13 protein-coding genes and 2 pseudogenes are annotated in these 13226 nt (G+C 72.4%); 8 read left to right on the top strand and 7 right to left on the bottom strand.

What is annotated here, in order from left to right:
- Positions 1 to 43: 43 nt before the first annotated feature.
- From E1265_RS12360 to E1265_RS12345, 4 genes are all read left to right on the top strand, one after another.
- The gene (locus E1265_RS12360) at positions 44 to 1465 is read left to right on the top strand and encodes a thioester domain-containing protein (protein WP_132930343.1); all 1422 of its coding nucleotides are present in this window, start codon (positions 44 to 46) and stop codon (positions 1463 to 1465) included.
- 175 nt (positions 1466 to 1640) lie between these two features.
- Positions 1641 to 3305 (top strand): energy-dependent translational throttle protein EttA, encoded by a 1665-nt coding sequence (gene ettA / locus E1265_RS12355; protein ID WP_132930342.1) that lies wholly within the window; start codon positions 1641 to 1643, stop codon positions 3303 to 3305.
- Between the two features lie 4 nt (positions 3306 to 3309).
- Positions 3310 to 3750, top strand: coding sequence for a thioesterase family protein (locus tag E1265_RS12350; RefSeq protein ID WP_132930341.1), 441 nt, complete (start codon positions 3310 to 3312; stop codon positions 3748 to 3750).
- A complete protein-coding gene (locus E1265_RS12345) occupies positions 3747 to 4400 on the top strand; it encodes a hypothetical protein (protein ID WP_132930340.1) in 654 nt (217 codons plus the stop codon). Before E1265_RS12350 ends, E1265_RS12345 begins: the two co-directional genes overlap by 4 nt.
- Positions 4401 to 4509: 109 nt before the next feature.
- Here the strand turns inward: E1265_RS12345 and E1265_RS38905 are convergent, their stop codons facing one another.
- On the bottom strand, positions 4510 to 4845 hold the full coding sequence (locus E1265_RS38905; RefSeq protein WP_243740723.1) for a hypothetical protein: 336 nt from the start codon (positions 4843 to 4845) through the stop codon (positions 4510 to 4512).
- On the opposite strand from E1265_RS38905, the gene E1265_RS38900 reads away from it, so the two are divergent.
- The gene (locus tag E1265_RS38900; protein ID WP_243740721.1) at positions 4726 to 5208 is read left to right on the top strand and encodes a hypothetical protein; all 483 of its coding nucleotides are present in this window, start codon (positions 4726 to 4728) and stop codon (positions 5206 to 5208) included. The two genes, E1265_RS38905 and E1265_RS38900, sit on opposite strands and share 120 nt — an antisense overlap.
- A gap of 142 nt (positions 5209 to 5350) precedes the next feature.
- Here the strand turns inward: E1265_RS38900 and E1265_RS12335 are convergent, their stop codons facing one another.
- Positions 5351 to 6706, bottom strand: coding sequence for a sialidase family protein (locus E1265_RS12335; RefSeq protein ID WP_132930339.1), 1356 nt, complete (start codon positions 6704 to 6706; stop codon positions 5351 to 5353).
- Between the two features lie 206 nt (positions 6707 to 6912).
- Here E1265_RS12335 and E1265_RS12330 point away from each other — a divergent pair.
- Together E1265_RS12330 and E1265_RS12325 are read left to right on the top strand one after the other, a co-directional pair.
- A pseudogene (locus E1265_RS12330) lies at positions 6913 to 7577 on the top strand (maleylpyruvate isomerase family mycothiol-dependent enzyme).
- 40 nt (positions 7578 to 7617) lie between these two features.
- Positions 7618 to 8010: a globin gene (locus E1265_RS12325; protein ID WP_132930338.1), complete on the top strand. Its 393-nt coding sequence runs from the start codon at positions 7618 to 7620 to the stop codon at positions 8008 to 8010.
- 23 nt (positions 8011 to 8033) lie between these two features.
- Here E1265_RS12325 and E1265_RS12320 read toward each other — a convergent pair whose 3' ends face one another.
- Positions 8034 to 8366 (bottom strand): hypothetical protein, encoded by a 333-nt coding sequence (locus E1265_RS12320; RefSeq protein ID WP_132930337.1) that lies wholly within the window; start codon positions 8364 to 8366, stop codon positions 8034 to 8036.
- Positions 8367 to 8710: 344 nt separating this feature from the next.
- Here E1265_RS12320 and E1265_RS12315 point away from each other — a divergent pair, with 344 nt between their 5' ends.
- On the top strand, positions 8711 to 8980 hold the full coding sequence (locus E1265_RS12315) for a hypothetical protein (protein ID WP_132930336.1): 270 nt from the start codon (positions 8711 to 8713) through the stop codon (positions 8978 to 8980).
- 79 nt (positions 8981 to 9059) lie between these two features.
- Here the strand turns inward: E1265_RS12315 and E1265_RS12310 are convergent, their stop codons facing one another.
- The 4 genes and pseudogenes from E1265_RS12310 to E1265_RS12295 all read right to left on the bottom strand — a co-directional run.
- On the bottom strand, positions 9060 to 10127 hold the full coding sequence (locus E1265_RS12310) for an ABC transporter permease (protein ID WP_132930335.1): 1068 nt from the start codon (positions 10125 to 10127) through the stop codon (positions 9060 to 9062).
- Positions 10124 to 10858: an ABC transporter ATP-binding protein gene (locus E1265_RS12305; protein ID WP_243740719.1), complete on the bottom strand. Its 735-nt coding sequence runs from the start codon at positions 10856 to 10858 to the stop codon at positions 10124 to 10126. The genes E1265_RS12310 and E1265_RS12305 overlap by 4 nt, the downstream gene beginning before the upstream one ends.
- Before the next feature lie 46 nt (positions 10859 to 10904).
- Positions 10905 to 12011 carry an FHA domain-containing protein gene (locus tag E1265_RS12300; protein WP_132930334.1) on the bottom strand — a complete coding sequence of 369 codons (1107 nt, stop codon included), beginning with the start codon at positions 12009 to 12011 and terminating at the stop codon, positions 10905 to 10907.
- 212 nt (positions 12012 to 12223) lie between these two features.
- Positions 12224 to 13030 (bottom strand): annotated as a pseudogene (locus E1265_RS12295) (PP2C family serine/threonine-protein phosphatase); the annotation flags it as partial.
- Positions 13031 to 13226: the final 196 nt, after the last annotated feature.

The raw sequence follows: 13226 nt of genomic DNA, 5'->3' as shown, positions 1-13226 counted from the left end.
AGTTGCGGCTGCGCCCTGTGATCTCGTGGAGGGGACACACACCATGATTCTTGCGCGCAAGCGGGCCACTGCCCGCCTTGCGGCCACCGCGATCGCCACCGGCCTCGTGGCCGCGGGGGCGCTCGCGACCGCGGGCACGGCCGCCGCGGAGGAGAACCCGCACAACGGCGGTGCCACCGCCACCCTCGGAGGCTTCGTCGACAACGCGTCCGGCCCCATCTTCGTCACCCACGACGGCGAGCGGGACCGCTACGCGGGCGGCCTGTTCTCGCTGCAGGCCGACGACGGCGGCACGCTCCAGACGTACTGCATCGACTTCACCACCGCCACCGCGCCCAGCGCCCGGTACCGGGAGGTCGGCTGGAACGAGTCCCGCCTGCACAACAATCCCGACGCGGGCCGGATCCAGTGGATCCTGCAGAACTCCTACCCGGTGATCAACGACCTCGACGCGCTGGCCGAGCAGGCCGGTGTCGAGTCGCTGAGCATCGCCGAGGCCGCCGCCGGCACCCAGGCCGCGATCTGGGAGTTCTCGGACGGCGTCGAGGCGGAGCCGGAGAGCGGGAACGCCGCGGCCCTCACCGACTGGCTGACCGAGAACGCCGAGGAGGCCGAGGAGCCGACCGCCTCGCTGACCCTCACCCCGAACCAGGTCTCGGGGCAGCCCGGCGGACGCCTCGGCCCGATCACGGTCGACACCACCGCCGACGCGGTCTCCGTCACCCCGGACGCCGCGGCCGTCGAGCAGGGCGTGACCCTCACCGACGGCGCCGGCAACGTGATCACCGAGGACACCCCGGTCACCGACGGCACCGAGCTCTTCTTCGACGTGCCGGAGGGCGCCGAGGACGGCAGCGCCTCGCTGACCGCCACCGCCACCTCCCAGGTGCCGATCGGCCGCGCCTTCACCGGCATCGACGTGCGCACCCAGACCATGATCCTGGCCGGCTCCTCCGAGTCCTCGGTCAGCGCGGGCGCCAGCGCCAACTGGGCCGCCCCCGGCACCCCCGCCGTCGCGGTGGACGCCGAGGAGATCTGCGCCGAGGGTGGCGTCGAGGTCACCGTCAGCAACCAGGGCGACGTGCCGTTCGAGTTCGAGCTGAACGGCGAGACCGTCGAGGTCGCCCCGGGCACCGAGGAGCCCATCCTGGTCCCGGTCGAGAACGGCCAGGAGTACGACATCACCATCGCCAACCCGATCGAGGGTGAGGAGGACTTCAACTTCACCGGCGTGCTCGACTGCGCCCCCGGTGGCGGCGAGGCCCCGACCCCGATCGACGAGGACAACGAGCCGGCCCCGGCCAGCACCGGCGGTGGCGACACCGACGAGCCCGACCTGGCCGCGACCGGTTCCAGCAGCAACGTCGGCATGATCACCGGCGTCGCGGTCGCGCTGCTGGTCGTCGGCGGCGCCGGCATCTTCTTCATGCGCCGCCGCTCCGCCTCCGCCGGCTCCGAGAGCTGAGCACAGCGGTAGCTCCGACACACAGAGCGTGAGGGGCGGGTCCTTCGGGGCCCGCCCCTCCGTGCTGTCTCCGCCGGGCGGGCCCGATTCCGGTTTCCGCCGTGGCAGGGACATGCGGCAGGATGGAACCATCCACACCCACTGCCCGCTGATCTGACCCGCCGGACGGTTTCTCTTGGCTGAGTACATCTACACCATGCGCAAGGCGCGCAAGGCACACGGCGACAAGGTGATCCTTGACGACGTCTCCCTGAGCTTTCTGCCCGGGGCCAAGATCGGTGTCGTGGGCCCCAACGGCGCGGGCAAGTCGACCGTCCTGAAGATCATGGCCGGCATCGAGCAGCCGTCCAACGGCGACGCGTTCCTCGCCCCCGGCGCCACCGTCGGCATCCTGCTCCAGGAACCGCCGCTCGACGAGTCCAAGACGGTGCTGGAGAACGTCCAGCAGGGCGTGGCCGAGACCAAGGCCAAGCTCGACCGGTTCAACGAGATCGCCGAGCAGATGGCGACCGAGTACACCGACGAGCTCGGGGAGGAGATGGGCAAGCTCCAGGAGCAGCTGGACCACGCCAACGCGTGGGACCTGGACGCGCAGCTGGAGCAGGCCATGGACGCGCTGGGCTGCCCCCCGGGCGACTGGCCGGTCACCAACCTCTCCGGCGGCGAGAAGCGCCGCGTCGCGCTCTGCAAGCTGCTGCTCGAGCAGCCCGACCTGCTGCTGCTCGACGAGCCCACCAACCACCTGGACGCCGAGTCCGTGCAGTGGCTCGAGCAGCACCTCGCCAAGTACCCGGGCACCGTGGTCGCGATCACCCACGACCGCTACTTCCTGGACAACGTGGCCGAGTGGATCATGGAGCTCGACCGTGGCCGCGCCTACGGCTACGAGGGCAACTACTCCAAGTACCTGGAGACCAAGCAGGCCCGCCTCAAGGTCGAGGGCCAGCGGGACGCCAAGCGCGCCAAGCGGCTCAAGGAGGAGCTCGAGTGGGTGCGCTCCAACGCCAAGGGCCGGCAGGCCAAGTCCCGCGCCCGCCTCCAGCGGTACGAGGAGATGGCGGCGGAGGCCGAGAAGACCAGGAAGCTGGACTTCGAGGAGATCCAGATCCCGCCGGGCCCGCGCCTGGGCAACGTGGTGGTGGAGGTCGACGACCTGCACAAGGCGTTCGGCGAGAAGGTGCTGGTCGACGGCCTGTCCTTCACCCTGCCGCGGAACGGCATCGTCGGCGTGATCGGCCCCAACGGCGCCGGCAAGACCACCCTGTTCAAGATGATCCTCGGCCTGGAGCCGGTCGACACCGGCTCCGTCAGGGTCGGCGAGACCGTCAAGATCTCCTACGTCGACCAGAGCCGGGCCAACATCGACGCCAACAAGACGCTGTGGGAGGTCGTCTCCGACGGCCTTGACCACATCAACGTCGGCCAGGTCGAGATGCCGTCCCGCGCCTACGTCAGCGCCTTCGGCTTCAAGGGCCCCGACCAGCAGAAGCCGGCCGGCGTGCTCTCCGGCGGCGAGCGCAACCGGCTCAACCTGGCCCTCACCCTCAAGCAGGGCGGCAACCTGCTGCTCCTCGACGAGCCGACCAACGACCTCGACGTGGAGACGCTCTCCTCCCTGGAGAACGCGCTGCTCGACTTCCCCGGCTGCGCCGTCGTCGTCTCCCACGACCGCTGGTTCCTCGACCGCGTCGCCACCCACATCCTGGCGTACGAGGGCGACTCCACCTGGTTCTGGTACGAGGGCAACTTCGAGTCGTACGAGAAGAACAAGATCTCCCGGCTCGGCCCGGAGGCCACGCGCCCCCACCGCACCTCCTACAAGAAGCTGACCCGGGGCTGACGGCGTGCGGCATGTGTACCTGTGCCCGCTGCGCTGGTCCGACATGGACGCGTTCGGGCACATCAACAACGTGGTCTACCTGCGCTACCTCGAAGAGGCCAGGATCGACTTCATGTTCCGGCTCGCCCGGCAGGCCGACTCCGGCGCGTTCACCGGCGGCTCGGTGGTGGCGCGGCACGAGATCGACTACCTGAAGCCGATGGTGCACCGGCACGAGCCGGTCACCATCGAGACCTGGGTGGCCAGGCTCGGCGGCGCCTCCGTCACCGTCGCCTACGAGATCAGGGACGCAGAGACGATCTACGCCCGCGCCGCGACCGTCGTCGTCCCCTACCGCCTCGAGGACTCCAGGCCGCGCCGGCTGACCGCCGAGGAGCGGGAGTTCCTGAGCAAGTACCAGGACGACGAGGCGGGTGGCCTGGTGGAGGGTTCGGCCGCGGCATGAACGCATCGGCGCGGCTGGCCTTCGCGGAGCCGGGGGAGGCCGGAGAGCTCACCGCCTACCTGGAGCGGCAGCTGCGCTGGGACCGAGCGGCCGCCGCCCGGCTCCAGGCGGACGGCGAGGTCGTCTCCGTCTTCACCAGGCCGGCCCGCTTCGACGTGCTCGCGGTCCGCGCGTTCCGGCTCCGCGAGCCGGCGACGCTCGACGCCACCGTCTCGGCCGGCGAACTGCTCGAGTCGGTCGACGCCGGTGAGCTGGCGGTGCCGGCGGCGGTGACCGGCCCCTCCTGGGCCGGGCTGCTGCCGCCGCGCGGCGTCTGGCGGCCCGAGTCGCAGCTTCCCGTGGAGCGGGTGCGGAACGAGGCGGCGGCTGTCGTCTCCGAGTTCCGCAGCCGGCGGGAGGCGCTGACCTCCGCGGAGGCCACCCGCGAGGCGCTGGACGCGCTGGCCGAGGAGATCTGGTCACGCTCGCTGCCCGGTACCCCGCTGCCGCTGCGCGCCGTGCACGCCGCGCACGCCCTCGGCATGCTGCGCGCCACGACCCCGGTCGCGGTGCTCAGCAAGGGCACGTGGCTGCGGCTGCGCACCTTCCTCGGCTCCATCGCGGTGCGCCGGAGCGGCGCGGCCCCCGGGCTCAGCGTGCGGCCGATCTAGGCCCTGTCCTGTCGATCTTGCCGGGCCCGCGACTCCCCGGGCCGCCAGGTCTGGGGGAGCACCGCGTCTGACGCCGCGGGCTGATCCGACAAGATCGACAGGACAGGACCTAGCCGTCGGCCGCTACCTGCAGGCCAGGGACCGCAAGGACGACCCCGAGCTGGCCGTGGTGCTGCGCTACCTGGTGGCCATGAGCCGCGGCACGGTGCGGCACCGCGGCCACGCCGTGCCACGCTGGTGGACGACGGCGGCGCCGCAGCTCGGCGGCGAGGCCGAGCTGCCCGATGGCCACCTCAACCTCGGCCTCTCGCACGGCGTGGCCGGCCTGCTCGCGCTGCTCGCCCTCGCCTGGCGGGCCGGTGTCGCCGTGCCGGGACAGCGAGAGGCAATCGAGGACCTCGTGGCGCTGCTCACCGAGTGGGCCGTCAAGGACGGCGAGGGGCACGGCGTCCGCTGGCCCGGCTACCTCACCCTGGACAGCTGGCTGCGCGGCCCCGGCGCCGCCACCCCGGTGTCACGGCGTCCCCGGCATCAGCCGCGCCGTGCAGCTCGCGGCGCTCGCCCTCGACCGCGCCGACTGGCACGACCTCGCGCACCGCTCGTTGCTGCCGCTGCTCGCCGTGGCGCCCGAGGTGGGAGACCGACGCCCCCAGCCTGCGCCACGGCTGGGCCGGACTGCTGCACGTCCTCGGCCTGCCCGGGGAGCACGTCGTCGACGCCCGGCTGGCCGGGCTGCGCGAAGAACTGGCCGGCATCCTGCTCTCGCACTACCGGGACGACACCCGCTTCGGCCACCGGTGCACCATGACCCACGTGCCGCAGGGCGCCGACGTGCCCGCCTTTCGAAGGCGCGGGCGGGGTGGCGCTGGCCCTCGACGCCTACGCGGCCGGCGGCGGCCCCGCGCGACTCGGCTGGGACATGCCGCTGCTGGTGGCGTAGCGGGCCTGCCCTACCGCCAGTCCCGTTTGCCGTAGCGGATGGTGACCGCGTTGACGGTGGACGCCAGGCTGGTCAGCCGCACCGGCGTCAGCCGGCCGTAGCGGGCGGGGGCGACGGTCTCGGTCGGCTGGTGTCGGGCGACCGGGCAGCCGACGAGGTCCGGCAGGGTCAGCTCGCGCCGGCCGGCGTCCAGGGACAGCTCCGTGAACGCGGTGAAGTTGAGGGTGCCGTGCGGGCTGTACCGGCCGGTCTCGTAGAGCAGCCCGATCTCGCCGGAGGGCAGCAGCGTCAGGTCCGAGTAGCCGGCCCTGGCCGGGGTGATCACGGTGCCGACGGTGTGCCACGTGCGGCCCTCGTCGTAGGTGGAGCGGATCGTCATGATCCGGCGCCGGCTGCCGGCCTCCTCGCCCGGCCTGGTGGGCGCGGACAGCAGCACCCGGTCCCGGTCGTCGCCCTGGTCGGTCGCCGTCAGCCGCAGCAGCGAACCGGAGACCGGCGGCGTGTCCAGGTCCCGCACCTCGTGGAAGCCCCCCGCGGTGAAGCTCTCGCCCGCGTCCTCGCTGTACGCCGCGAGCCGCACGTTGTCCAGGCCCCGCGCGTTGATGTACAGCGAGCCGTCCACCCGCTCCACCAGGGAGAGTTCGGCCGGGTGCGGCAGCTCCTCGACCGTCTCCCACACCGCGCCGAGCCGCCAGCTGAGCCCGCCGTCGTCGCTGTAGTACAGCTGACCACCCGACCGGTCGCCGTTCGTGTCGTGGTCGCCGGCCACCACCAACCGGCCCGCGCGCGGGCCGCGTTGCAGCTGGATGCCGTGCCCGGGGCCGACCGAGATCCAGGTCCAGTTCGACGGCTTGAGACCGGGCAGCTGCCCGCCGTCCTGCCAGGTCAGGCCGTCGTCCGTCGAGTGCAGCAGCGCCAGCGAACGCGGCCCACGGGAACGGACGTCGTCCGGCTTGGGCGTCCACGTGTTGTACGCGAACATCAGGGTGACGCGTCCGCTCTCGGAGTCCACCACGGGCACCGGGTTGCCGTAGCCGCCGTCGTCCCCGATCCCGCGCAGCACGGTCAACTCCCCCCAGGTGCGGCCCCCGTCGGTCGACCGCCTGACGACGATGTCGATGTCGCCGACGTCCGCGCAGTCCGAGACCCTGGCCTCGGCGAACGCCAGCAGCGTGCCCGCCGTGGTGGCGACGATCGCCGGTATTCGGTAGCAGGCGTAGCCCTCGGTGTCGTGCTTGAACGGCTGGCTCATCTGCTGTTCCGGCGGCGGCGTGTCCCGTGGCTCGGCATCGGCCGCCGCCGGGGCGGCGAACATGACCGCCCAGACGACGGTGGCGAGCAGAGTGACCCGTACACACAAGGACATGCGCGGGAGAGTACGGACGCACGGCGAACGGATGGTTGCCGTTTCGTTATCTCGCGGGGGACTGCCGGGCTTCGGCGCCGCCCGCCCGCCCGCCAACGATGACTTCGCTCCCGAGCGCGAGTCTCCTCTTCGAACGGCTGCCGGAAGTCCACGTGTTCCGGCCCCGGCGCCGATGCCGCACGACTCGCGACAGGAGACCCACCCCCATGACCGATTCCGAACTGGCGGCGGACCGGGGCCCCAGGACCGACGTCTGGCCGCTGATTCACGCCGAGCGCGCGGCGTTGGCGGCCGATCTCGCCGGGCTCTCCGACGAGCGGTGGGCGACGCCGTCGCTGTGCGCCGGACTGTCCGTGCGTGAGGTGTTGGCGCACCTCACGGCGGGGGCGAGCCTCAACGCCGTGCGGTGGTTCGCGGGTGTGCTCCGCTGCCGGTTCGACTTCGACAGACAGGTGGCCATGCGGCTGGCCGAACACCTCGGCGCGACCCCGGCCGAGACGCTCGAGCGGTTCCGGCACGTCGTGGCCAGCACGACCAAGCCTCCCCTTCCCGCCGTGGCCATGCTGGGCGAGACGATCGTGCACGGGGAGGACATCAGGTGTCCGCTGGGCATGCGTCGCGACCACCCGATCGAGGTGCTCACGCGGGTGGCCGAGTACTACCGGGATCCGATCTCGTGGTCGTCGCCAGGAAACGCGTCGCCGACCTCCGGCTCACCGCGACCGACGGCCCCTTCAGGACCGGCTCCGGGCCGCTGGTGTCCGGCACCACCCTCGCGCTGACGATGGCCATGACCGGGCGCGCGACGTTCCTCGACGAGTTGGAGGGCGACGGTGTCGAACTCCTCCGTGAACGCTGCGGAACGGCATGACGGTGGAACCCGCCCCACCGGAGTCTGCGACGATGGAGGGGTGAGTGAGGAGCAGCAGCCGCCGACCGAGTCGTTCTACGAGCGGGTCGGAGGTGAGGAGACCTTCTACAAGCTCGTCCACCGCTTCTACGAGGGCGTGGCGGAGGACCCGCTGCTGCGCCCGATGTACCCCGAGGAGGACCTGGGCCCGGCCGAGGAGCGGCTGCGACTCTTCCTCATCCAGTACTGGGGCGGCCCCCGCACCTATGGCGAGCAGCGCGGCCACCCGCGCCTGCGGATGCGCCACGCCCCCTTCCGCGTCGACCAGGCCGCCCACGACGCGTGGCTGCGCCACATGCGGGCGGCCGTCGACAGCCTCGACCTGCCGGCCGAGCTCGACCAGGAGCTCTGGAAGTACCTGACCTTCGCGGCGTTCTCCATGATCAACGCGTAGCCGCCCGGCCCGGCCGGCGGCCCTCAGTGGCCCGAGTTGTCCACGGTGACGCAGGTGGTCCGGCTCAGCACGGACACCGTCTCGTTGCCGCAGTTGTTGCTGTGCCCCGAGGCGTTGCGGGCGAACAGGAGGTTGGACAGCAGCCCGCCGCTGGGGCCCGCCTGGTCCCCGGAGACCGTGCCGTCGTCCACGGTCACACAGGTGCGGTCCTTGAGGAGCGCCAGCTTGCCCGTGCCGCACAGGTTGGCGTGGCCCGAGGAGTTCCCGCCCGACAGGTTGGACAGCAGACCGCCAGAGCCCGCGTCGCTGTCGGCGGCCTGGGCCGTGGCCATGCCCACCGGAGCCGCCAGCAGCATCCCCACCACCTACGCCGCCACCGCGATACGCCGCGCACCGTTCGTCTTGTTCTCCCCTTCCAGCGATCGGCCCGGCCGCCATCGGCCGGACTAGTTCGGCCTAACGACCCGGCGGATGATCGGCATGGGCCTCCCAAAGGTGAATCATCCGCTCGGCGGTTGATCGGCTGCTCCGACGGGATGCCGACCCGACCACCGTTGACGACCTGCTGACGGCCGCCTCCACTGACCGGTCACCCCGCCGCCGCCCACCCTGACGCTGGTCGACGGGCGACGAGCCAGCTGGCACGCCGGGACCGGCGCGTCTACGGTGTGGGCGACGGCGTATGCGGGAGGGGCAAGGCATGAGAACGCTGTGGAGGTTCTGCGCCGCGGTGGCCGCCGGGGCCGCGGTGCTGCTGCTCGCGGGGTGCGGCACCCCGACGGATTACAGCGAGATAGTCACGTTCACCGACGACCACGGCCGCGTCTGCACCGCCGCGGTGGTCGTCGACCAGGAACAGAACGAGGGCGACGACTACGAGATCAGCAGCCTGGACTGCGACTACCCCCCGGAAGGTCAGACGCCCGGGCCCAGCCGGTACCAGCCTTTGCCGGAACGGGACGCGGACTGACACGATGATCGGACGGCCGGGCCGCCCACCCGTCCCCGAAAGGCGGGTGGGGTCAGGGGCGTTCGGGCCGCCGGGTCGGTTACGCGTTGTCCCAGCGGAAGAGGCGGGCCGAGATCAGGGTCAGGACGGCGGCGAAGGCCAGGAGGCCGAGCATGGCGGGGAGGGCCGCGCCGTAGCTCTGGCCGCGGGTGAGGACGTCCTGCATGGACTCGTTGAGGTGCTTCAGCGGCAGCGCGTTGGAGATGGCCCGCAGCCAGGACGGCATGCCGTCGGTGGGGAAGAAGGAGCCGGACAGGAAGGCCATCGGCAGGACGACGATCTGGAGCGCGCCGTTGGCGGCCTCCTCCGTCTTGGCCCAGGCGCCTATCAGCAGGCCGATGGACATGAAGGACAGCGTGCCGCAGGCGACCAGCGGCAGCGAGAGCCACCAGTGGCCGCTGAGGGTGAGGCCGTAGTAGGGGATGGTGGCGACGCCGATGAAGATGGCGAACTGGATGAACGCCATCGCGAGGCTGACGCCGATCCGGGCGCTGATCACCGTGGAGGGGCGGATCGGGGCGAGCCAGAGGCGCCGCAGGATCCGCTTCTTGCGCCAGTTGACCAGCGTGAAGGCCGACATGTACGCGGCGCCCATGGCGATCGCCCAGCCGAGCAGGCCCGGCGTCAGCTGCTGGATCGGCTTGATCGAGTGGTCCTCGACCTGGTCGGTGGCCAGCTGGAAGGCCGGCGGCTGGCCGGTCGCGGCCACGTTGGCGCCCTGCACGATCGACTGCATCAGGCCCTGCACGGTGCCGGCCGTGGTGGCGTCGGCGGCCGAGTAGCGCAGCTCGATCCGGCCGTCGGAGTCCTGCCAGACGACCGCGTCGGCGTCGCCCTCGCGGACGTCCTCCAGGGCCTGGTCGCGGTCGCCGGTCCTGATGATCGTCAGCGCGTCGGAGAGCGCGGCGGCCTGGTCGGCCGGCATGTCGTCGAGGACGTCGACCGCGCCGACCTGGACGACCGTGCTGCTGGCGACCCCCGAGTCCCGCAGCAGCGCGCCGAAGAGCGCCAGGAACATCAGCGGGAAGATCAGGGTGAAGAACACCGCGGTGCGGTCGCGGAGCAGGCCGAGGACCATGGCCCGCGAGAGGCTTCGGAACGCGCTCACTCGCGGAACTCCCGTCCGGTGAGGTGGAGGAAGACGTCCTCCAGGGTGTCGACGCCGACCTCGGCGATCAGGTCGGCCGGGGCGCCGACCTTCAGGATGCGGCCGGCGTCCATGATGGCGACCCGGTCGCAGAGGATCTCGGCCTCGTCCAGGTAGTGGGTGGTCAACACCACCGTGCGGCCGCTGGAGTTGATCGCCCGCAGCAGGTCCCACAGGTTGCGCCTGGCCTGCGGGTCGAGCCCCGTGGTCGGCTCGTCGAGGAAGACCAGCTCCGGGTCGTGGACCAGGGCGCAGGCGATGGAGAGCCGCTGCGCCTGGCCACCGGACAGCTTGTCGTCGCGGACGTTGGCCTTCTCGGTGAGGCCGACCCTCTCCAGCATCGCGTCGGCCCGCTCGGTGGACACGCCGTAGAGCGCCGCGAAGGTGTGGATCTGCTCACGCGCGGTCAACTTCTCGAAGAACGCGGACGCCTGGAGCTGCACACCGATCCGGGCCAGCAGCTTCGGGTCGCGCGGCCAGGAGGGCTCGCCGAGCAGCAGCGCGGTGCCCTCGTCGGGCTCGCGCAGCCCCTCGACGATCTCCATCGTGGTCGTCTTGCCCGCGCCGTTCGGCCCGAGGATGCCGTAGAACTCGCCACGGCCGACCTCGAAGGTCACCCCGTCGACGGCCTGGACATCGCCGTATCGCTTGCGTATCCCGTCGACCTTGATCGCGGCCGTTATCTCTGTCACACCGGCCGATGCTATCGGTGGCCTCCGAGGGCCCGGACGGCGCTCCTCACCCCCGGTAGAGGGTGAGGGTGGTCCAGGCGCCGATGTGCACCCGGTCGCCCTCGCGCAGCGGCACGGGGACGAACGGCTGGATCGGGTCCTCGGCCATGTTGACGGTGGTGCCGTTGGTGGAGTCCTGGTCGACCACCGCCCAGCCGCCGTCCACCTGTTGTACGAGCACGGCGTGCCGATGGGAGACGCCCGGGTCCTCCGGGGGCCGGGAGAGGTCGATGTCGGGGGCCTCGCCCGTGGACTGTCGGCGGCGGCCGATGGTGATCTCGTTCCCGGTGAGCGGCACCTGCTGCTCGGGCGCGTAGGCCGGCAGCTTGAGCTCGTGGGCCTCGGGGCCCGAGCGGCGCATCATCGCCTGGAAGTACTCGGGGTCGGGGCCGATCGCCACCAGCCAACGCTCGGGCCGCTGCGGCGGTTGCGGCTGCTGTGGCGGGGCCTGCGGTTGGCCGGGGTAGGGCGGCGGCGGTGCCTGCTGCTGGTACTGGCCCGGGGCACCAGGGCCGCCGGGACCGCCAGGGCCGCCCGGGGGCGGGAGCATCCAGTCCCCGTTGGTGGCGGGCGCGGGCGCCTGCTGCTGGTGCGGCGGCGGCATGGGCGGGGCCTGCGGCGCGGCGGTCTGTTGGCCGTACGCGTCGCGCTGGCCCGGCATCGGCGGCGGGCCCGGCTGCCCGTGCTGCCCCGGATACTGCTGCCCGCCGGGCGCGGACGGCGGTATGTAGGTGGTGGGGGAGTTGGTCAGGAAGTTGTACCGGCACTCCTCGCAGAACGGCGCCTGCGACTCGCGCGGGGTGCGGCACTGCGGGCACAGCTGGGTCGGGTTGAGCTGCGGCATCGGCGCCGTGGAGTCCGGGAAGCCGTAGCCGCCGTGACCGCCGTGACCGCCGTGGCCATGGGTGGGCTGCGGCGGGGGCGGGGTCTGCGGAGCCGGGAAGCCGTAGCCGCCGTGGCCCTGCGCGGGCGGCATCTGGCCGCCGGGGCCCTGCCCGGCGCCCGGGTAGCCGACGGGGGGCGGCGGCGCGGCGGCGGGCGCGAGCATGCGATGACCGCACACCTCGCACCAGTCCTCGGCCATCGACTGGTGGCCGTTAGGGCACGTCGGCATGTGACTGCCTCCAGTTACTCACGTCGTCCGCCAGCCAGGACGTCATCGGTCAGCGGGCCTTCCTCCTCAGACGAACAGTACCCGCCGCCGTGCCCCGCACGTCTAGGTTCTGTCCGGGCGGTCTTCCAGGATCAGCCCTTGTCTCCCCCAGGCCGCCAGGCTGAGGGAGGCGTGGGCCCGAAGAAGAACGCCCGGACAGGGCCTGGTGGCGCTCACGCCTGGGCGCTGGGCGGGAACGGGATCACGGCCACCGTGACGTTGTCGTGCCCGCCGGAGTCCAGCGCGTGCCGCACCAACTGCCGTGCCGTGGCGAGCGGCGCGCGCCTGGCGTGGTCCGGCACCACGAGCGCCATCTGCTGGCCGGTCTCCGCGTAGTTCCACAGGCCGTCGGTGCACACGATCACCACGCCAGGCCGGTCAGGCTTGAACGAGGCGGTGTGCGGGTCGATCTCCTGGGCGTCGGCGCCGAGCCACGCGGTGATGGCGTGCGCGCGGTGGTCGGCCATCGCCTCAGCCTCGGTGAGCAGCCCGGCCGCCACCATCTGGGCGGCCCACGAGTCGTCCTCGGTGAGGCGCGCCGCGGCGGCGCCCGGCTCGTCCGGCACCCAGTAGGCGCGGCTGTCCCCGATCCAGCCCACCGTCAGGGTCGGTCCCGTGGTCACGGCGCTGACGATGGTGCAGGCGGGGGAGTTGCGGCCGGGCTCTGGCTCGGTGCCCTGCGCCAGCGCGGCCACCGCGTTGCCGGCGGCGAGCAGCGCGTCATGCACGGCCTGTGGCCCGGGGACGCCCCTGGGCAGCGCGCCGAGCAGGAACTCGCGGGCCGTGCCGGCCGCGGCGGCCGAGGCCTCGTCGGGACGGGTCGAGGACGAGACCCCGTCGCACACCACGGCGATCACGGCCGGCTGGCCGTCGGGCAGCGCGGTGGCGGCGACGGCGAACGCGTCCTCGTTGCGGTGGTGGCGCAGGCCGATGTCGCTGACGGCGGCCACGCCGCCGAGATCCCGCTCCGCGTGGTCCCGGGTCCCGGCGGGGCCGCGCCCGCACCCTGTGCAGTGGCCGTCCGCATCCACGTATCCATTACCGCACACCGAGCAGGCCCCGCCACCGGGCACGGCGGCGCGCGGGTCGTCGTGCCGGGTCGGCTGCGGGGCGGTGGCCTGCGCGGCGGCGTGTGCGGTGCGAGGGTCGGCGGGCGGTTCCGGGGCTGTCTCTTAT

The organism is Streptomyces sp. 8K308 (assembly GCF_004348315.1).
Lineage (GTDB): Bacteria > Actinomycetota > Actinomycetes > Streptomycetales > Streptomycetaceae > Streptomyces.
This window is presented reverse-complemented; position numbering and strand designations above follow the sequence as displayed.